Here is a 20,193-nt window from a genome sequence, read left to right as displayed (position 1 = left end):
TTAACATGGCGGTAACGGATTGGAAAAAATCAGTGGTCTATCAGATTTATCCAAAGTCATTCAATGATACGACAGGCAATGGTCAAGGTGATTTGAACGGTATCATTGAGAAGCTTGATTACTTGAAGAAGCTGGGTATCGATTATATCTGGTTGACGCCCGTCTATCGTTCACCCATGAATGATAACGGCTATGATATCAGTGATTATTATGAGATTAATCCTGACTTCGGTACGAAAGATGATTTTAAGCGATTACTCGATGAAGCACATGACCGAGGTATAAAGATTATGTCTGATATCGTGATCAATCATACATCCACGCATCATAACTGGTTTGTAGAAGCCCGTAAATCTAAAGATAATCCTTATCGTGATTATTATATCTGGAAAGACGGTACGAATGGTCCGCCGACGAACTGGGAATCAAAGTTTGGCGGTAATGCATGGCAGTATGATGAAGCGACAGATCAGTATTATCTTCGTCTTTTTGATGTGACTCAGGCAGACCTCAACTGGGAGAATGAAAGTTTACGTCGTGAAATTTACGATATGATCAATTACTGGATTGATTTTGGGATGGACGGTTTCCGGTTTGACGTCATTAATCTGATCTCAAAAGGGGCTTATGAAGACTCTCCGAAAGAAGGAAAAGAGTTCTATACAGATGGGCCAAAAGTGCATGAATATCTGCACGAACTGAACCGTGAGACATTCGGTGACAAAGAAGGTTTCATGACAGTCGGAGAAATGAGTTCAACGACCCTTGAACACTGTATTAAATATACGAATCCAGAACGCCAGGAACTCAGCAGTGTATTCAACTTCCATCATTTGAAGGTCGATTATCAGAACGGTGAAAAATGGTCTGAAAAATCTTATGATTTTATCGAACTGAAAGAGATTCTCTTTAAATGGCAGACAGGTATTGCTGCGGGCGGAGGCTGGAATGCTATCTTCTGGTGCAACCACGACCAGCCACGTGTTGTGTCACGCTTCGGAGACGATTCTACTGAGGAAAATCGTGTTTACAGCGCTAAGATGCTGGCGATTACCCTTCACTTCCTGCAAGGGACACCTTATATTTATCAAGGTGAGGAAATCGGAATGACCAATCTTTATCTCGAGGACATCAGTCAATATCGTGATGTAGAATCTCTCAATGCTTATCCGTTGATGCTTGAAAGAGGCATCAGCAAAGAACAGGCTATCCGTATCCTGCAGCAGAAGTCGCGCGATAATTCACGTTCGCCTGTTCAATGGTCTAAAGAACAGAATGCCGGATTTACGACGGGTACGCCTTGGCTGGATGTAGCGTCTAACTATAGAACAATTAATGTTGAAGATGCGCTAAGCGACTCTGATTCCATTTTTTATACGTATCAGCAGTTGATACAGCTCAGACACGATCTGGATATTATGACATATGGTGAAGTCGTGCCAGAACTGGTTGATCATCCTCAACTCTTTGCTTATCGAAGAGTGCTTGATGACCAGACCATGACTGTAGTCGCTAATTTCAGCGGCCAGGAAGTAGACGTGCCCGCTGCACTATCCCTGGACGGTGAAGTACTGATTAATAATTATTATCAAGTTGAACGAAGATTAAAGCCGTATCAGGCAGTTGCCGTCTTAAGGGAACCGACTTATACTGAGAGAGCGTAGAAAGAAGACTCGGGATAAGAGGGATCAGGATGAATAGAAATAAATACCAGACAATTTACCAGGATATCAGTGGACAGATAATAAAAGGAGAATATCATTTTCATGATCAGCTCCCATCAGAAAGTCTGCTGGTCAAAAAATACAATGTATCACGTGAAACCGTTCGTAAAGCACTGAGTCTGCTGCAGGTCAATGGCTACATTCAGAAGCTGAAGGGTAAGGGCTCGGTCGTCATTTACCAGGAAGGGACGAATCTGCCGATATCTCAGCTTGTCAGCTTCCAGGAAATCAATGCCACACTTGGCATCGACTATCAGACACATGTAGAATCATTTAAGTTAGTGCGTGCAGCAGACCATCCATTGGCAAAAGCGGCACTGAACATCGAGGATGATACGTTGCTCTATGAAGTCGTGCGCATACGTACTAAAAATCAACGCGTGAATATCATTGATACTGATTACTTTATTGCTGAACTGATTCCGGACCTGACTAAAGACATCGCTGCACAATCCATTTATGCGTATATCGAAAAAGAGCTGGAACTTAAAATCAGCTTTTCCAACAAAGCCATCACGTTTGAACCGATGACAGATTTAGAGCTCCGGTTATTCGCAGAAGCGGTGCCGCCTTATGCAGCTACTGTACGTTCAGTGGTTCATTTAGCGAATGCAGTGCCTTTTCAATACAATATTTCGAAACACCGGGCAAGCGAGTTCAGATTTGTAGATTTCTCACGTCGGATGACTGAAGTCGACAAATAACTTGCAATTACTGAAAGAGGTATAGTATTATATATACTACCGTGCTAAGTGGGGAGGTAGCGGTTCCCTATACTTGCAATCCGCTTAGGCAAGACCTAACTCCTTTGCTGCGGGAAGCAATTTGTGAGGTCTGACTTTGACACGTAGTGTTGAGAAGTCGGTCCTGGTCAATATAAGCCCATGAACCATGTCAGGTCCGGAAGGAAGCAGCATTAAGTGGTAACTTGTATGTGGCCGGGGTAGCCGACTTTGAGCTGGCGATCGAGGTTCCGCTCATGTAGGCTTAACAAAGCAGAGGTGCACGGCTTTTTTTGATATTAATGAATCTATATATAATGCAAGAGGCATATCAGTGGATATGCCTTTTTAATTTTGTTCGATTATGGCATACTTTTAAAGGTAAATGGAGAGGAGCAAGACAATGAAATTCTGTGAACTGACGATTGATGAATTCGATTCGTTCGTTAAAGACGAATTCAGTCATTACACGCAATCACGCGCACATTATACAGGCCGCGAGGCGATGAACATGGATGTTCATTTAGTGGGCGTCAAAGAAGGAGAACGCATACTTGCCGCTTGTCTCTTAACAGGCGCTGCAAGCCTTAAATTTTTTAAATACTATTATACGCATAAAGGACCGGTGATGGATCACCATAATAAAGAACTCGTCCAGTTCTTCTATACTCACCTGACTCAATATCTGAAAGCACGTAAAGGTTTATTTGTCCTGGTGGATCCATATATGACCCGCAACTATCTGGATGGTGACGGTAATGTCACTGAAGAACAGCCGGTTGATGATGTGATTCAGACAATGGAATCTCTTGGGTATGTGCATAGAGGTTATCCAGTCGGCTATTCGATGGATTCACAGGCCCGTTATTTTTCTGTGCTTGATCTGACAGCTAAGACAGATGATGAGCTCTTAAAAGAGATGGAATATAAGACGCGTCGCAACATCAATAAGACGATTGAAATGGGTGTTCAGCTGCGCGATTTAGCTGATGATGAGATGGATAAATTCTTCAGTCTGTACCGCATGGCAGAAGATAAGCATGATTTTTCTCTTTTCGGTCTTGAGACATTCAAACGTATGAAGAAGATGTACGGTGATAACGCACGTGTTGTTATGGCCTATATTGATTTAAATGACTATCTGTCTCGACTGCAGGAGCAGCTATCAGCGAAACGGACAGAATTTGAAGCATCAAATGAAGAACTGAAACAAAACCCGGACTTCAGAAAACTGAAGAATAAGACAGCGGAACTCGAGAAGGCTGTTCATCAGATTGAAAAGAAAATAGCTGAAACAGAAGAACTGAAACAATCAGACGGCGACATTCTCGAACTTGCAAGTGCCATCTATATCTTCAATAACCATGAACTCTACTATCTGTCCAGTGGTTCCAACCCTAAATACAATAAATTTATGGGCGCCTACCATATGCAGTGGGAAATGATCAAGTTTGCCAATCAGCTCGGCCTGAAGCGTTATAACTTTTACGGGGTCAGCGGTGACTTCAATGAAGAGACATCACCTGATATGGGTGTCATTAAGTTTAAAAAAGGATTCAACGCTTATATTGATGAACAGATCGGTGACTTCATCAAACCGCTTAATGGTCCGGCTTATAAGATTTATCAGCTGATGAAACGTAAGTAACTTTTTGAATAGGAGCACTTCTGTGTTCCTATTTTTTTATATCTGAAATGGTATAATGGAACCATTACTACTGATGGAGGGGACGTCTTGAGTTATCAAGCTTTATATCGCGTGTTCCGGTCGCAGTCATTTGAAGAAGTAGTCGGCCAGAAACACGTTACAACGACACTGAAGAACGCTATTGCGAGAAACAAGATTTCTCACGCCTATCTGTTTAACGGACCTCGGGGAACAGGGAAGACAAGTATCGCAAAGATATTTGCAAAAGCAATCAACTGTACAGAACGTCACGACGGTGAGCCGTGTAATGAATGTGCAAGCTGTATATCCATCACAAACGGCACTAATTCTGACGTCATCGAAATCGATGCAGCGAGTAATAATGGAGTCGATGAGATTCGTAATATTCGTGATAAAGTAAAATATGCCCCAGGTGAATCCCGTTACAAAGTTTACATCATTGACGAGGTTCATATGCTGACGACAGGCGCTTTCAATGCACTTCTGAAAACGCTGGAAGAACCACCGGCTCATGCTATCTTTATTCTGGCCACAACAGAGCCGCATAAAATCCCGCCGACCATCATTTCGAGATGTCAGCGATTTGACTTCAAAGCCATCAGTACACCGGACATCGTCGACCATCTGGCATATGTCTGTGACAAAGAAGGCATCGACTATGAACAGGAAGCACTTGCCTTTATTGCACAGTCTGCTGAAGGCGGCATGCGGGATGCGCTTAGTATTCTGGATCAGGCGATTGCTTTCGGAGAAGAATCTCTGACGCTGACACATGTTCTGAATGTGACCGGCAGTGTCGGCAAAGAAGAACTGAGACAGCTGACGGACCTCATCATCAAGCATGACGTAAGAGGGGCGTTCGATCTCTACCACCAGCTGCTCAGTGACGGCAAAGAAGTCAATCGACTGGTTAATGACTTTATTTATTATCTCCGCGATGTTATCGTCGACTTCGCGACAGGCGAAAAACAGGACGGTCTGGTTTATGAAGTAGAACTGTCAACGATTTATGAGATGATTGATAAAATCAATGACACGCTTGTCTCCATGCGCTTTGCGGTTAATATGAATCTGCATTTTGAAGTGCTGATTGTCAAACTATCTGAACTGGTGAAGTTAAAAGAGAAAGTAAATGGACCTGCTGAAAGCATCGATCACTCTTATATCGATGAACGCTTCAAGGAATTTGAGGACAAACTGGCAGCCGTGCAGTTGAATCCGGTGGCGGCAGCTCCTTCAAAACCAGTACGCAAGGAAACAAAGACTAAAAATCATTTTTCAATGGCTCAGATTGAAACGGTGCTGGATAATGCTAACCGCGAAGATCTGACCTATCTGAAAGAAAACTGGCAGTCATTGATTGATCATGTGAAGCAGAATGATCAGCGGGCTTTAGTCAGTCTTATGCAGAACACAGAGCCAGTAGCGGCAAGTAGCACACATATTCTGATTAAGTTCGATGATGATATTCATTCAGATATCGTCAATAAAGACGAAGAAAAACGTCAGCAGATTGAGTCGATTGTGTACACAATCATCAATAAAAAAGTTAAAATGGTAGGTGTACCGGACTCGCAGTGGCTGCAGGTCAGACATGACTATATCCAGAATCGTAAAGCTCAACCAGCTGAAACGCCAAAGAAACAGGATATCGTCAAGACAGCAGAAGAGTTATTTGGTAAAGACACGATTAATATGATTGATTAACAAGGAGGAAATAATTATGCGCGGTGGCGGAAATATGCAACAAATGATGAAACAGATGCAGAAAATGCAGAAGAAAATGGCTGAAGAGCAGGAAAAACTGAAAGAAGAACGTATCGAAGGAACAGCAGGCGGCGGTATGGTGACAGTCGTAGTATCAGGACATAAAGAAGTGATCGACGTCATCATTAAAGAAGAAGTCGTAGATCCTGAAGATATCGAAATGTTACAGGATTTAGTGTTAGCAGCGACAAACGAAGCATTAGCTAAAGCAGATGATGTAACTGCACAACGTTTAGGTCAGCACACTAAAGGATTAAACATTCCGGGAATGATGTAATGCATTATCCTGCACCTATATCCAGACTGATTGACAGCTTTATGAAACTGCCCGGGATTGGCCCGAAGACAGCGGCGCGTCTTGCTTTTCACGTTCTTGATATGAAAGAAGAGGACGTTATGAATTTTGCGAAAGCGCTCGTCGATGTAAAACGTGAGCTCACTTACTGTTCGGTATGCGGACATATCACGGATACAGATCCCTGCTATATCTGTCAGGACAAGACACGTGACCGTTCGATGATCTGTGTCGTTGAAGAATCTAAAGACGTGATTGCGATGGAGAAAATGCGTGAGTATAAAGGGCTTTATCATGTGCTGCAAGGTGCGATTTCGCCAATGGAGGGCATTGGTCCTGAAGATATCAATATTCCAAGTCTACTGACTCGTCTGAAAGATGAGGAAGTACAGGAACTGATTCTGGCCACTAACCCTAACATCGAAGGCGAGTCAACGGCGATGTATATCTCAAGATTGATCAAACCAATTGGTATTAAGACCACTCGACTGGCACACGGTCTGCCGGTCGGTGGTGACCTTGAGTATGCAGACGAAGTCACTCTGTCAAAAGCCATCTCCGGACGGACAGAAATATAAAAAGAAGCTTCTCTTATTGAAGAGAAGCTTCTTTTTATGTTAAACAAGACGTTTCCGGATGGCACCCGATATAGTATCGACGATGACAACCATGATGATGATACCAATTAATATAATACCGACTCTATCCCATGTCCGGCCTTGAAGAGCGAAAATCAGCGGTGTACCGATACCCCCTGCGCCGATTAAACCAAGAATAGAAGCGCTTCTTAAGTTGATTTCGAAGCGGTAGAGAACAAATGAGATAAAGGCAGGCAGAATCTGAGGGACGACTGCAAACATTAATATCTTGATTTTATTTGCGCCTGTCGCAGTCAGAGCTTCAGAAGGGCCGAGGTCCAGGTTCTCAATGTCTTCGGCAAATAACTTACCTAACATACCAATAGAGTGTATCCCGACAGCGAGTACCCCTGCAAATGCACCCGGTCCGACTGCTTTGATGAAAAGGAGAGCCATAATGATTTCCGGGAAGACACGAATCAGACTGAGAAAGAATTTGCTGACTTCTGATAAGAAACGATTAGAGATATTTCTTGCTGCAAGAAAGGCAAAAGGAATACAGAGTACAGCAGAGATCGCTGTACCAAGAAAGGCAATGGCGAATGTTTCAAGCAGGCCACGCAGTAAGTCTTCTCCTTCAGGCATGTAAACATAGCCCCAGTCCGGATGGATGATACCGTCAAGAATATTAGATAAAATCTCCCATGACTTTTCTTTGATCTCAATTTTGGGCATGCCGCTGAACGCCCAGATATAAATCGCAAGCAATAACACGACTAAAATGATATTACGGATAATAGCAGGTGTAGAGGACTTTGGTTTTAAATGATCGTAGTTCTTCATAGTAAACGCTCCCTTACTTTCGTGCTCGTGAAATCAATCAACATGACGATTAATAACGTAAAGATAATAATCGTTGTCACTTTTGAATATTCGAAATAGCCGAGTGTTTTGTCATAAAAGAGACCGATACCACCGGCTCCAACCAGCCCGAGAACAGCTGCTGCTCGAATATTAATCTCAAAAGTGAAGAGCACAAATGATAGATAAGGGGCGATTGCTTGCGGCAGGACGCCAAACGTTATCCATTTAGTTTTATTGGCACCTACTGCTGTCATGGCTTCAAGAGGACCATTGTCGATATTTTCGAGCGATTCATAGAATAATTTTGCGACAATACCGAATGACAGGACAGTCAGGGCGAAGATCCCTGGTAAGGCACCGATACCAAACACTGCGACGAATATAGAAGCAAGCAGCAGATCAGGTATCGTCCGGATAATATTTAAGATAAAGCGCACTGGCACTGTAATCCAGCGTGAGCGGAACACATTGTTCGCTGACAGGAGTGCAACCGGCACCGCAAGAAGTGAGCCGAATGTTGTACCGAGGACCGCCATACGAATCGTGTCCAGCATCGGTTCTATAATCTCACTGAAATACGACCAGTCTGGTGGCAGCATCTCTTTGATCAGGTTCATCATCTCAGGGAAACCGATTGCGAGACTCTGGAAACTGAACTGAGTCTGGTAACCGCTCCAGATAAGAAGTGCTAGTAAAAGTAAGACGGTAAAGATAGTTTTGTAACGTTTAGTGTTGTTGACAGGCTGCATTATTTAACCCCCATCATCTCGTCGTCTTTAATTTCACGGCCGTAAATGTGAGAGAATGCAGCATCTGTCGCCTGTTCTACTGGACCGTCGAAAACGACTTTTCCGGCGCGCAGACCAATAATACGTGTCGCATACTCACGGGCCAGGTCGACAAAGTGCAGATTGACAATAACAGTGATGCCAAGGTCCTGATTGATCCGTTTTAAATCATCCATGACCTGCTTTGTTGTCAAAGGATCAAGAGAGGCAACCGGTTCATCTGCCAGAATAATCTTCGGCTCCTGTGCTAAAGCACGTGCGATAGAGACACGCTGCTGCTGGCCGCCTGATAATTCATCTGCGCGGTTGTAGGCTTTTTCTACAATATTGACGCGGTCTAATGCTTCAAGCGCGATCTGTTTATCCTGCTTCGGGAAAAGACCGAGTACCATTTTCCATGTTGGATGGTAGCCGACACGGCCGCTTAACACATTACGGATGACAGAAGAACGTTTGACTAAGTTGAAGCTCTGGAAGATCATTCCGATATTACGGCGCATCATCAATAACTTATTACCTTTAGCACGTGTAATAGACTCGCCGTCTATAGAGATATCGCCTGATGAGATTTCATGCAGACGGTTGATAGAACGAAGTAAAGTGGATTTTCCCGCTCCAGAAAGACCGACAATCACGATAAACTCACCTTGCTTGATCTCAAGATTAACGTTATCGAGACCCACGTGGCCATTCGGATAAACTTTATTAACATCTGTAAAAACGATTTGACTCATATGTACACTCCTTAATATAAAAAGCTAAACCCACTGAGTGAGTCTAGCTTTTCTGTTCAGTACTGGTAATGACCTGTCTTATTCTTTAACTTTTTTATCGTACTCACGGATGATATCGAATTTAGAATCATCAGATTTAACATAACCTTCATGTGAGTAAACTTCGCGGATGACTTTCTGTCCTTCTTTATCTTTACCGATTTTGATGAATGCATCTGTTAATTTCTTTTTCCATTCATCTGTCATATCAGAACGAGCAGCGATTGTGTCGTTAGGGATTTTTTCAGTCAGTTTAACGATTTTTGTATCTTTAAAGACGTTTGGCTGATCCTTTTTAACGATATTACGTGCATCCTGGAATGTAACAGCGACATCTACATCATCATTTAATAATGAGATAACAGCTTGGTCGTGACCTTTAACTGTTGTGACTTCCATGTCTTTCAGTGGATCGATACCTTCTTCTTTAAGTGCAACAGCTGGGAATACGTAACCTGCAGTAGAAGTAACGTCCTGCATCGCGATTTTCTTGCCTTTCATATCTTTCAGGTCTTTGATGCCTGAATCTTTCTTAACGATGAATTGTGATTTGTAGTAATCAACTAATTCTTTTGTTGGTGAACCATCTTCGTTAACACCGTAGCGCTGAGCTTGTAACAGAACATCAGCTGCTTTTTGATCGTGAGCGAGAACATATGCTGTTGGAGGTAAGAAACCGACGTCTACTTTTTTAGATTTCATTGCTTCAACGATTGTGTTGTAGTTAGTTGATACAGAAACTTCGACCGGAATATCAAGTTCGTCTTTTAGTAACTTCTCAAGCGGTTTTGCTTTCGCTTCAAGTGTTTCTGCATTTTGAGAAGGAACAAATTGTACAGTCAGTTTCTCTGGTGCATAACCTTTTTCAGTTGATGCTGATTTAGTATCTTCTTTAGAGTCAGTCTTCTTTGTTGCAGAATCATCATTGCCACAGGCTGCAAGCATAGTGACAGCAAGCACTGCTGGTACAGACGTTTTTACAATCTTTTTGAACATAGTTAAGCTCCTTTATTTCCATTTAATTGTTAATGCCTTAACAAGCATACCAAATAGAATGAGAGTTTAGTGTAAATTAAGTGTAAATTTTTATGGAAAATCTTTACGATTAATTAACTTTTAGTTAATGTAAAGTGCTTATAATAAAGAAGTAAATAGAGAGAGACGAGGAAGCTGACATGCTGAAGAATGTTGTAATAGGGTGTATCGCGTCATTACTTTTAATCAGTCCTGAAGTTCAGGCAGAAAGCTTTAAGGATAAAGCACCTGAAATCATACCTGCTATAGCCAATGGTAAGAAAGTGCTGGTTGATAATACTCATGGACAGACAGCAGGAGCAGCTGACTGGGTCATTGATGGTGCGTTCTCTGATTTTGGTCAAGGACTGGCTGCTAAAGGTTATCAAGTCAGAGAACTGCGTAAAGGTACGCCTATCGTGCTATCAGACCTTCAGAATTATGATACGTTTGTTATCCCGGAAGCAAATATCCCGTTTAAAGCAACCGAGCAGGCAGCGATACTGTCATATGTTAAAGCCGGCGGAAGTGTTTTCTTTATTTCTGACCATTACAATGCAGATAGAAATTTAAATAGATATGATTCTTCTGAAGTCTTTAATGGCTATAGAAGAGGGGCTTATTCCGATCCGACAAAAGGAATGTCGGCAGAAGAAAAAACATCAACTCGTATGACAGGTGTTACGAGCTCAGACTGGTTAAATGATAATTTCGGTGTCAGATTCAGATATAATGCGCTGAACAACATTATAACGACAAAGGTGGTACCAGAAACAGAATCATTCGGAATTACTAAAAATATTCAAAGTATTGCCATGCACGCAGGTTCAACAATCGCTATTACTAAACCGGATATCGCAAAAGGGCTGGTTTATCTGCCGGATGGATTGACCACTAATGATAAGTGGGGACCATCTGTCGATCAAGGTGTTTATTTTGGGGGTGGCGAAGCAGAAGGCCCTTATGTTGCTATCAGTAAAGTAGGCTTAGGAAAAGCTGCATTTGTCGGCGACTCATCGATGGTTGAAGATAGTACACCCAAGTATAAGAGAGAAGATAACGGACTATCAAAAACAACTTATGATGGTTATAAAGAAGTGGACGATGACCAGTTGTTGAATAACTTAGTGGACTGGCTGACAGTAGATGAAAGCTATAGTACTTTTAAAGAAAAAGGATTACCGCTGGATACACCATCACCTCAGCTTGCTATTGAAAATCCTGCAACTTCTACAGAACCAGCGAACGAACCGTGGTCAACACCGCTTGCAGGATACAAGTGGTTCGACGAAAGTACATTTAAAGCAGGAAGTTACGGTTATACAACAGTTCAGCAACCTGGAGCGAGTAGCTATGATTTTACTTATCCGGCTATTACAAATGGAACAGAGTTTGTACTGACATTGAAACTAACAGGTCTTGCGGCTAATACAACCTATTCTAATCTTAAAACAGGCATTTATAACTCAAGTGGCACACAACTCGGTTCCTTCTATATGAACGGGACCTGGAGTCCAGTGGGATACAGCCCTGCTTTCTCAGTTAAAACAGATGCTTATGGTAATGCATTATTCTCTATCAGAACGAAAACAACAAAAGGACAGAGGGGCGCAGCGAGTATCAGATTAAAAAAAGATACGACAACCTTATATACAGAAACGACAACGATCAAATAGACACTGAATTAAAATAATACTAAACATTATCAGACTAGAAATCTAGTCTGATATTTTTATATACAATATGGTATTTGCTATAATATGGAATACTAGAGTTGAGGTGATCGTGATGGACAAGAAAGGATTAGTGCTGGAAGGTGGAGGCATGCGCGGTATTTACACTGCGGGTGTACTTGATTGTTTTATGGATTATGATATCAGTTTTGATTATGTGATCGGTGTATCAGCTGGCGGTAATATGGCTGCGTCATATTTGTCTAAACAAAAAGGACGCAATAAAAGAGTGACGCTTGATTATTTGAATGATAAGCGCTACTTATCCTTGAATAACTACATTAAGAATAAAGAAATGTTCGGAATGGATTTTATATTTGATGAGATTCCTAATGTTCTGGAACCTTATCATATGAAAGACTTTCTTCTATATGAAGGAGAGTATGTTATTGCCTGCACTAATTGTGAAACGGGCGAAACAGAATACTATAACAAGGAACAACTGCAAGAAGACATGCTGACGATATTAAGAGCATCGAGCTCACTGCCGTTAATGGCTCCTGTTGTGGAGTATGAAGGTAAGAAGCTTCTGGATGGCGGTGTGACTGATCCTATCCCTTTACGGAAAGCACAGCGCGATGGCAACAAGAAGAATGTGGTTGTCCTGACTAGACCTAAAGGTTATTTCAAGAAATCTAGTCGGATTGCCAAATACTTTAAAGTCAAAGGTTATCCTGCAGTTGACGCGGCGATGCGCCGAAGACCAGGGCGTTATAATGAAACACTGCATTATATAGAAAAAGAAGAAGCGGCGGGACATATTCTAGTGATTAGACCAAGCCTCAATCTGAAAGTAGATAGAATGGAAAAAGACCGTGATAAACTGAATCAGCTGTATGAACTTGGCTACCGGGACGCAGAGCAGAAGATAGCAGCGATTAGAGACTTTTAATAAAAATAGAGATAGTGTAATTTTGATGCTTGTTGCAATGAGGGAAACCCTGTATAGTTATATCTTGTCCGACAGAGATAATAACAAGCACTGAAAAAGAAATTTTAAAAAGTGTTGACTTCTTTAAAAGAAGCGCGTATAATTAAATCTTGTCCGGTAAAGATATAACTTAATAGCAACTGAAAGAAATTAAAAAAGATTTTAAAAAGTTGTTGACTTTCTTAACGAAAGAGAGTATAGTTAAATCTTGTGAGACGAAAAATGAACATTGAAAACTGAATGACAATATGTCAACGTTAATTCCAATAATTTGAGTACTAACAGTACTTTCAAGAGTGATTGGCTCAACCAATCAAAGAGCTTTATCAAACACTTTTATGGAGAGTTTGATCCTGGCTCAGGATGAACGCTGGCGGCGTGCCTAATACATGCAAGTCGAGCGGACAGACGAGGTGCTTGCACCTCTGAAGTCAGCGGCGGACGGGTGAGTAACACGTGGGTAACCTACCTGTAAGACTGGGATAACTTCGGGAAACCGGAGCTAATACCGGATAATATTTTCCACCTCATGGTGGAATAGTGAAAGACGGTTTCGGCTGTCACTTACAGATGGACCCGCGGCGCATTAGCTAGTTGGTGAGGTAACGGCTCACCAAGGCGACGATGCGTAGCCGACCTGAGAGGGTGATCGGCCACACTGGGACTGAGACACGGCCCAGACTCCTACGGGAGGCAGCAGTAGGGAATCTTCCGCAATGGACGAAAGTCTGACGGAGCAACGCCGCGTGAGTGAAGAAGGTTTTCGGATCGTAAAACTCTGTTGTAAGGGAAGAACAAGTACGTTAGTAACTGAACGTACCTTGACGGTACCTTACCAGAAAGCCACGGCTAACTACGTGCCAGCAGCCGCGGTAATACGTAGGTGGCAAGCGTTATCCGGAATTATTGGGCGTAAAGCGCGCGTAGGCGGTTTCTTAAGTCTGATGTGAAAGCCCCCGGCTCAACCGGGGAGGGTCATTGGAAACTGGGAGACTTGAGTGCAGAAGAGGAGAGTGGAATTCCATGTGTAGCGGTGAAATGCGCAGAGATATGGAGGAACACCAGTGGCGAAGGCGGCTCTCTGGTCTGTAACTGACGCTGAGGTGCGAAAGCGTGGGGATCAAACAGGATTAGATACCCTGGTAGTCCACGCCGTAAACGATGAGTGCTAAGTGTTGGGGGGTTTCCGCCCCTCAGTGCTGCAGCTAACGCATTAAGCACTCCGCCTGGGGAGTACGGTCGCAAGACTGAAACTCAAAGGAATTGACGGGGACCCGCACAAGCGGTGGAGCATGTGGTTTAATTCGAAGCAACGCGAAGAACCTTACCAAATCTTGACATCCTCTGACAACTCTGGAGACAGAGCGTTCCCCTTCGGGGGACAGAGTGACAGGTGGTGCATGGTTGTCGTCAGCTCGTGTCGTGAGATGTTGGGTTAAGTCCCGCAACGAGCGCAACCCTTATCTTTAGTTGCCATCATTCAGTTGGGCACTCTAGAGAGACTGCCGGTGACAAACCGGAGGAAGGTGGGGATGACGTCAAATCATCATGCCCCTTATGATTTGGGCTACACACGTGCTACAATGGATGGTACAAAGGGCAGCGAAACCGCGAGGTCAAGCAAATCCCATAAAACCATTCTCAGTTCGGATTGTAGTCTGCAACTCGACTACATGAAGCTGGAATCGCTAGTAATCGTAGATCAGCATGCTACGGTGAATACGTTCCCGGGTCTTGTACACACCGCCCGTCACACCACGAGAGTTTGTAACACCCGAAGCCGGTGGAGTAACCTTTTAGGAGCTAGCCGTCGAAGGTGGGACAGATGATTGGGGTGAAGTCGTAACAAGGTAGCCGTATCGGAAGGTGCGGCTGGATCACCTCCTTTCTAAGGATAATACGGAAAAGAGATACTCGATATCTCTTAGGAATTGACATTGACATATTGTATTCAGTTTTGAGTGTTCATAGAACCTTACGGTTCAGTTCATTCAGATTGTACTTTGAAAACTAGATAAAGTAAGAAGAAAAAAGATTTTACCAAGCAAAACCGAGTGAGTTCATTTATTGAATTCTCAAAAAATCGCGCGTCTGTATTCATACAGACATCACATTATTAATAACAGATTAAGTTATTAAGGGCGCACGGTGGATGCCTTGGCACTAGAAGCCGAAGAAGGACGTTACTAACGACGATATGCTCTGGGGAGCTGTAAGTAAGCACTGATCCAGAGATTTCCGAATGGGGAAACCCAGCATGAGTTATGTCATGTTATCCATATGTGAATACATAGCATATGAGAAGGCACACCCGGAGAACTGAAACATCTAAGTACCCGGAGGAAGAGAAAGAAAACTCGATTCCCTGAGTAGCGGCGAGCGAAACGGGAAGAGCCCAAACCAGGATGCTTGCATCCTGGGGTTGTAGGACACTCAGCACGGAGTTACAAAGGAACGATTTAGACGAATGACTTTGGAAAAGTCAACCATAGAAGGTAAAGGTCCTGTAGTCGAAAAGTCGTCCCCTCCTGAGTGGATCCTGAGTACGGCGGAACACGTGGAATTCCGTCGGAATCCGGGAGGACCATCTCCCAAGGCTAAATACTCTCTAGTGACCGATAGTGAACCAGTACCGTGAGGGAAAGGTGAAAAGCACCCCGGAAGGGGAGTGAAATAGAACCTGAAACCGTGTGCTTACAAGTAGTCAGAGCCCGTTAATGGGTGATGGCGTGCCTTTTGTAGAATGATCCGGCGAGTTACGTTTTGATGCAAGGTTAAGCAGTGGATGCGGAGCCGCAGCGAAAGCGAGTCTGAACAGGGCGAATGAGTATCAGGACGTAGACCCGAAACCAGGTGATCTACCCATGTCCAGGTTGAAGTTCAGGTAACACTGAATGGAGGACCGAACCGACTTACGTTGAAAAGTGAGCGGATGAGGTGTGGGTAGCGGAGAAATTCCAATCGAACCTGGAGATAGCTGGTTCTCTCCGAAATAGCTTTAGGGCTAGCCTCGCATGATGATTACTGGAGGTAGAGCACTGTTTGGACTAGGGGCCCCCCTCGGGTTACCGAATTCAGACAAACTCCGAATGCCAGATAATTTAATGCGGGAGTCAGACTGCGGGTGATAAGGTCCGTAGTCGAGAGGGAAACAGCCCAGACCACCAGCTAAGGTCCCAAAATATATGTTAAGTGGAAAAGGATGTGGCGTTGCCCAGACAACTAGGATGTTGGCTTAGAAGCAGCCATCATTTAAAGAGTGCGTAATAGCTCACTAGTCGAGTGACGCTGCGCCGAAAATGTACCGGGGCTAAACATATTACCGAAGCTGTGGATTGTCCGTAGGACAATGGTAGGAGAGCGTTCCAAGGGCGTCGAAGCATGACCGTAAGGACATGTGGAGCGCTTGGAAGTGAGAATGCCGGAGTGAGTAGCGAAAGACGGGTGAGAATCCCGTCCACCGATTGACTAAGGTTTCCAGAGGAAGGCTCGTCCGCTCTGGGTTAGTCGGGACCTAAGCCGAGGCCGACAGGCGTAGGCGATGGATAACAGGTAGATATTCCTGTACCACCTGAGATTGTTTGAACGATGGGGGGACGCAGAAGGATAGGCGATCGTACTGTTGGTTATGTACGTCCAAGCATTGAGACTGAGTGTCAGGCAAATCCGGCACTCGTAAGGTCAGGATGTGATGGGGAGCGAAATTAAGTAGCGAAGTCGTTGATTTCACACTGCCAAGAAAAGCCTCTAGTTAGATATCAGGTGCCCGTACCGCAAACCGACACAGGTAGTCAAGATGAGAATTCTAAGGTGAGCGAGCGAACTCTCGTTAAGGAACTCGGCAAAATGACCCCGTAACTTCGGGAGAAGGGGTGCTTTTTAGGGTGCAAGCCCTGAAGAGCCGCAGTGAATAGGCCCAAGCGACTGTTTATCAAAAACACAGGTCTCTGCAAAACCGTAAGGTGACGTATAGGGGCTGACGCCTGCCCGGTGCTGGAAGGTTAAAAGGAGTGGTTAGCATTAGCGAAGCTACGAATTGAAGCCCCAGTAAACGGCGGCCGTAACTATAACGGTCCTAAGGTAGCGAAATTCCTTGTCGGGTAAGTTCCGACCCGCACGAAAGGCGTAACGATTTGGGCACTGTCTCAACGAGAGACTCGGTGAAATCATAGTACCTGTGAAGATGCAGGTTACCCGCGACAGGACGGAAAGACCCCGTGGAGCTTTACTGCAGCCTGATATTGAAATTCGGCACAGCTTGTACAGGATAGGTAGGAGCCTTTGAAGCGTGAGCGTCAGCTTACGTGGAGGCGCTGGTGGGATACTACCCTGGCTGTGTTGACTTTCTAACCCGCGCCACTTATCGTGGCGGGAGACAGTGTCAGGCGGGCAGTTTGACTGGGGCGGTCGCCTCCTAAAGAGTAACGGAGGCGCTCAAAGGTTCCCTCAGAATGGTTGGAAATCATTCGCAGAGTGTAAAGGCACAAGGGAGCTTGACTGCGAGACCTACAAGTCGAGCAGGGTCGAAAGACGGACTTAGTGATCCGGTGGTTCCGCATGGAAGGGCCATCGCTCAACGGATAAAAGCTACCCCGGGGATAACAGGCTTATCTCCCCCAAGAGTTCACATCGACGGGGAGGTTTGGCACCTCGATGTCGGCTCATCGCATCCTGGGGCTGTAGTCGGTCCCAAGGGTTGGGCTGTTCGCCCATTAAAGCGGTACGCGAGCTGGGTTCAGAACGTCGTGAGACAGTTCGGTCCCTATCCGTCGTGGGCGTAGGAAATTTGAGAGGAGCTGTCCTTAGTACGAGAGGACCGGGATGGACATACCTCTGGTGTACCAGTTGTCGCGCCAGCGGCATAGCTGGGTAGCTATGTATGGACGGGATAAGTGCTGAAAGCATCTAAGCATGAAGCCCCCCTCAAGATGAGATTTCCCAACTTCGGTTATAAGATCCCTCAAAGATGATGAGGTCAATAGGTTCGAGGTGGAAGCACAGTAATGTGTGGAGCTGACGAATACTAATCGATCGAAGACTTAATCAAATATCAGATTTTTTAGCTCGGTGAGCTTGTGAATCAATTTCTTCTTACTTATCTAGTTTTGAGAGTATAATATTCTCACCCTGTCTGGTGATGATGGCAGAGAGGTCACACCTGTTCCCATACCGAACACAGAAGTTAAGCTCTCTAGCGCCGATGGTAGTTGGACTTACGTTCCGCAAGAGTAGGACGTTGCCGGGCAGTTTAAAAATGGATGCGATGAGCCGCACTCGAGACCTGTTAGGTCTCTTTTTTTATGTCTAAATTTAGATTATACTGAACAGATATAAGGAGTGGATAATTAAATGGAAATCACTCGCAGACTGTACAGTTATTCAAATGCTATATCGCTGCACGTGCCTGGTCACCATGGATATTCAATCGGTTCTTTGCAGTTACCCATCCATCATGATATGACTGAGATTACAGGACTTGATGATTATCATCATGCAGAAGAGGTGATTGCTGATAGTCAACGAAATCTTTCACGTTCGGAGCAGTATGAAGCTCGATATTTGGTGAACGGAACAACGGTTGGAATCCTGTCAGTTATTTACGCACATAAGAAAAAGAGCCATAAAAAAGTAGCTATTATGCGGAACGCACATAAATCTGTCTTTAATGCATTTGATCTGACTGGAACAGAAGCCATTATTTTACCGATGACAGTATCAGATAAAACAAATCAATATGTAGGTATTGATGAATTGAATATTAAGGCGAAGCCGGAATTGGACGATGTTGATATAGCAGTGCTTACATATCCTAACTATTATGGTGAGACTTTTGATATAAAAGGCGCAATTGATTTCTTTCATGGACAGGGAATTGAAGTATTAGTCGATGAAGCTCATGGTGCTCATTTTGATATATCTCCTCAGTTTCCAACTTCTTCGTTGAACGACGGGGCTGATTATATCGTACAGTCCTATCATAAAACACTGCCTGCTTTAACGATGGGGTCAGTGATACATATGAATAAGAACAGTCTTCTTCTTAAAGAAGTCTATGATTATCTTGCAATTTTACAGACCTCCAGTCCATCTTATCTGATTTTATCCAGTCTGGAGCAAGCGCATGAGTTTTACAGTCACTATAACGATGAAGTCTTTCATGAAAAACGTCAGGCGCTTCTTCATGCGCTGAGACATTTTGAGGTTATAGAGGTACAGGATCCTTTGAAAGTCGTATTAAAAAAATCAGGCTATAGTGGTGAAGAGCTTAAAACGCTGCTTGAAGAGCAGGAAATTTATATAGAGCTTTCAAATTATGACAGTATACTTCTGGTACTGCCACTCTGGCACGAAGGGGATACATATCCTTTCGATGAATTATTACGAAGGCTGAAGCGTATTGGACTAGAGGACAGAGAACCGTTAGAGCTGCCTCATCCCTTAAATGTAAATGAAGGTGTTTATTCTCCTGTTAAAGGAGGATATCAGGAGGTCCTGTTGGAAGAAGGCGTAGGACAGAGGGTTTATCATGCGCTTATTCCTTATCCACCGGGTATTCCTTATGTACTGCCGGGGGAGAGACTGAGCGAAGCACATGTAAAGGTCCTCAGTGCCTATCAAAATGTTCATGGTATAATAGATGGAAAAATCACCATTATAGATGAGAGGTAATGAGTATGTTTATAACGTTTGAAGGTCCTGAAGGCTCAGGAAAATCTACAGTGATGCAGGCGATAGCTAAGCGTCTTGACCAGCCTTTGATCACAACGCGTGAGCCTGGAGGCATTCGAATCAGCGAGGCAATCAGAGAACTGCTGCTCTCTGATGACTACCATATGGATGCACGAACAGAAGCATTATTATTTGCTGCAAGCCGTCGCCAGCATCTCGTAGAGAAAGTGCTGCCTGCTTTAAATGCAGGTCAAATCGTCCTCTGTGACCGGTTTATAGACAGCTCTCTTGCTTATCAAGGTTATGCACGAGGGATAGGCGCCGCAGAGATTATGTCGATTAATCAGTTTGCGATTGAAAGCTATATGCCTGACCTGACGCTCTACTTAAAAGTGGACCCGGAGATTGGTCTTACCCGTATTATGTCTAATCAGCGGGAAACAAATCGTCTGGATAATGAATCGCTGGCCTTTCATCAACGCGTCTGTGAGGGCTATGATCAGCTGGCGAATACATACGACAGGATCGTGACCATTGATGCAGCGCAACCGATTGACAAAGTGATAGAAGACGCCTATCAAGTCATCATCAAAAAATTAGACTGATATGTTATAATGTCATGTAGATGATGGTAGCAGCTGCAGAAATGCAGCTGTTTCGATATAT

At 44.0% G+C, this 20,193-nt stretch carries 14 protein-coding genes, 3 rRNA genes and 1 other RNA gene; 14 read left to right on the top strand and 4 right to left on the bottom strand.

From position 1 onward, the window contains the following. The first annotated feature begins 5 nt into the window (after window positions 1-5). The 7 genes from treC (at window position 6) to recR (ending at window position 6,755) form a co-directional block, all read left to right on the top strand. Window positions 6-1,664: an alpha,alpha-phosphotrehalase gene (gene treC, locus MGG13_RS11060; RefSeq protein WP_239034884.1), complete on the top strand. Its 1,659-nt coding sequence runs from the start codon at window positions 6-8 to the stop codon at window positions 1,662-1,664. Window positions 1,665-1,693: 29 nt separating this feature from the next. Beyond that, window positions 1,694-2,428 (top strand): trehalose operon repressor, encoded by a 735-nt coding sequence (gene treR / locus MGG13_RS11055; protein WP_133432632.1) that lies wholly within the window; start codon window positions 1,694-1,696, stop codon window positions 2,426-2,428. A 39-nt stretch (window positions 2,429-2,467) separates the two neighbouring features. Continuing rightward, an RNA gene (ffs, locus tag MGG13_RS11050) (signal recognition particle sRNA large type) lies at window positions 2,468-2,733 on the top strand. A gap of 116 nt (window positions 2,734-2,849) precedes the next feature. Continuing rightward, complete coding sequence (locus tag MGG13_RS11045) at window positions 2,850-4,094, top strand: aminoacyltransferase (RefSeq protein WP_133432633.1); 1,245 nt, start codon at window positions 2,850-2,852, stop codon at window positions 4,092-4,094. An 87-nt stretch (window positions 4,095-4,181) separates the two neighbouring features. Continuing rightward, a complete protein-coding gene (gene dnaX, locus MGG13_RS11040; RefSeq protein ID WP_133432634.1) occupies window positions 4,182-5,822 on the top strand; it encodes a DNA polymerase III subunit gamma/tau in 1,641 nt (546 codons plus the stop codon). 16 nt (window positions 5,823-5,838) lie between these two features. After that, entirely contained in the window at window positions 5,839-6,159 is a 321-nt protein-coding gene (locus MGG13_RS11035; protein WP_133432635.1) for a YbaB/EbfC family nucleoid-associated protein, read from the top strand. Beyond that, window positions 6,159-6,755: a recombination mediator RecR gene (gene recR / locus MGG13_RS11030; RefSeq protein WP_239034883.1), complete on the top strand. Its 597-nt coding sequence runs from the start codon at window positions 6,159-6,161 to the stop codon at window positions 6,753-6,755. The genes MGG13_RS11035 and recR overlap by 1 nt, the downstream gene beginning before the upstream one ends. Before the next feature lie 39 nt (window positions 6,756-6,794). On the opposite strand, the gene phnE (MGG13_RS11025) is transcribed toward recR, so the two are convergent. The 4 genes from phnE (MGG13_RS11025) to MGG13_RS11010 all read right to left on the bottom strand — a co-directional run bounded on the left by phnE (MGG13_RS11025) (window position 6,795) and on the right by MGG13_RS11010 (window position 10,176). Continuing rightward, complete coding sequence (gene phnE, locus MGG13_RS11025) at window positions 6,795-7,598, bottom strand: phosphonate ABC transporter, permease protein PhnE (protein ID WP_239034882.1); 804 nt, start codon at window positions 7,596-7,598, stop codon at window positions 6,795-6,797. Further along, the gene (phnE, locus tag MGG13_RS11020) at window positions 7,595-8,368 is read right to left on the bottom strand and encodes a phosphonate ABC transporter, permease protein PhnE (RefSeq protein WP_239034881.1); all 774 of its coding nucleotides are present in this window, start codon (window positions 8,366-8,368) and stop codon (window positions 7,595-7,597) included. Before phnE (MGG13_RS11020) ends, phnE (MGG13_RS11025) begins: the two co-directional genes overlap by 4 nt. Beyond that, on the bottom strand, window positions 8,368-9,141 hold the full coding sequence (phnC, locus tag MGG13_RS11015) for a phosphonate ABC transporter ATP-binding protein (RefSeq protein WP_133432639.1): 774 nt from the start codon (window positions 9,139-9,141) through the stop codon (window positions 8,368-8,370). Before phnC ends, phnE (MGG13_RS11020) begins: the two co-directional genes overlap by 1 nt. Window positions 9,142-9,219: 78 nt before the next feature. Next, on the bottom strand, window positions 9,220-10,176 hold the full coding sequence (locus MGG13_RS11010; RefSeq protein WP_133432640.1) for a phosphate/phosphite/phosphonate ABC transporter substrate-binding protein: 957 nt from the start codon (window positions 10,174-10,176) through the stop codon (window positions 9,220-9,222). A gap of 179 nt (window positions 10,177-10,355) precedes the next feature. Here MGG13_RS11010 and MGG13_RS11005 point away from each other — a divergent pair, with 179 nt between their 5' ends. From MGG13_RS11005 to tmk, 7 genes are all read left to right on the top strand, one after another. After that, window positions 10,356-11,870: a DNA-binding protein gene (locus MGG13_RS11005; protein WP_239034880.1), complete on the top strand. Its 1,515-nt coding sequence runs from the start codon at window positions 10,356-10,358 to the stop codon at window positions 11,868-11,870. A 112-nt stretch (window positions 11,871-11,982) separates the two neighbouring features. Beyond that, the gene (locus tag MGG13_RS11000) at window positions 11,983-12,819 is read left to right on the top strand and encodes a patatin-like phospholipase family protein (protein ID WP_239034879.1); all 837 of its coding nucleotides are present in this window, start codon (window positions 11,983-11,985) and stop codon (window positions 12,817-12,819) included. Window positions 12,820-13,193: 374 nt separating this feature from the next. Further along, window positions 13,194-14,746, top strand: a 16S ribosomal RNA gene (locus MGG13_RS10995). A 237-nt stretch (window positions 14,747-14,983) separates the two neighbouring features. Next, a 23S ribosomal RNA gene (locus MGG13_RS10990) occupies window positions 14,984-17,905 on the top strand. Window positions 17,906-17,988: 83 nt separating this feature from the next. Beyond that, window positions 17,989-18,103 (top strand): 5S ribosomal RNA (gene rrf, locus MGG13_RS10985). Together the 16S, 23S and 5S rRNA genes form the textbook arrangement of a ribosomal RNA operon. 104 nt (window positions 18,104-18,207) lie before the next feature. Then, the gene (locus tag MGG13_RS10980) at window positions 18,208-19,527 is read left to right on the top strand and encodes an Orn/Lys/Arg family decarboxylase (protein WP_239034878.1); all 1,320 of its coding nucleotides are present in this window, start codon (window positions 18,208-18,210) and stop codon (window positions 19,525-19,527) included. Next, window positions 19,527-20,132, top strand: coding sequence for a dTMP kinase (gene tmk, locus MGG13_RS10975; protein WP_239034877.1), 606 nt, complete (start codon window positions 19,527-19,529; stop codon window positions 20,130-20,132). The genes MGG13_RS10980 and tmk overlap by 1 nt, the downstream gene beginning before the upstream one ends. The last annotated feature ends 61 nt before the right edge of the window (window positions 20,133-20,193 follow it).

Origin of the sequence: Macrococcus brunensis, from assembly GCF_022343725.1 — a bacterium.
In the GTDB taxonomy this organism is placed as follows: Bacteria; Bacillota; Bacilli; order Staphylococcales; family Staphylococcaceae; genus Macrococcus; species Macrococcus brunensis.
This window is presented reverse-complemented; position numbering and strand designations above follow the sequence as displayed.

Coding starts and splice junctions, on each gene's coding strand:
- treC (WP_239034884.1), top strand. CDS start 6: ATGGCGGTAACGGATTGGAAAAAATCAGTGGTCTATCAGATTTATCCA.
- MGG13_RS11000 (WP_239034879.1), top strand. CDS start 11,983: ATGGACAAGAAAGGATTAGTGCTGGAAGGTGGAGGCATGCGCGGTATT.
- MGG13_RS11005 (WP_239034880.1), top strand. CDS start 10,356: ATGCTGAAGAATGTTGTAATAGGGTGTATCGCGTCATTACTTTTAATC.
- MGG13_RS11045 (WP_133432633.1), top strand. CDS start 2,850: ATGAAATTCTGTGAACTGACGATTGATGAATTCGATTCGTTCGTTAAA.
- phnE (WP_239034882.1), bottom strand. CDS start 7,598: ATGAAGAACTACGATCATTTAAAACCAAAGTCCTCTACACCTGCTATT.
- tmk (WP_239034877.1), top strand. CDS start 19,527: ATGAGTATGTTTATAACGTTTGAAGGTCCTGAAGGCTCAGGAAAATCT.
- phnE (WP_239034881.1), bottom strand. CDS start 8,368: ATGCAGCCTGTCAACAACACTAAACGTTACAAAACTATCTTTACCGTC.
- recR (WP_239034883.1), top strand. CDS start 6,159: ATGCATTATCCTGCACCTATATCCAGACTGATTGACAGCTTTATGAAA.
- MGG13_RS11010 (WP_133432640.1), bottom strand. CDS start 10,176: ATGTTCAAAAAGATTGTAAAAACGTCTGTACCAGCAGTGCTTGCTGTC.
- MGG13_RS10980 (WP_239034878.1), top strand. CDS start 18,208: ATGGAAATCACTCGCAGACTGTACAGTTATTCAAATGCTATATCGCTG.
- treR (WP_133432632.1), top strand. CDS start 1,694: ATGAATAGAAATAAATACCAGACAATTTACCAGGATATCAGTGGACAG.
- phnC (WP_133432639.1), bottom strand. CDS start 9,141: ATGAGTCAAATCGTTTTTACAGATGTTAATAAAGTTTATCCGAATGGC.
- MGG13_RS11035 (WP_133432635.1), top strand. CDS start 5,839: ATGCGCGGTGGCGGAAATATGCAACAAATGATGAAACAGATGCAGAAA.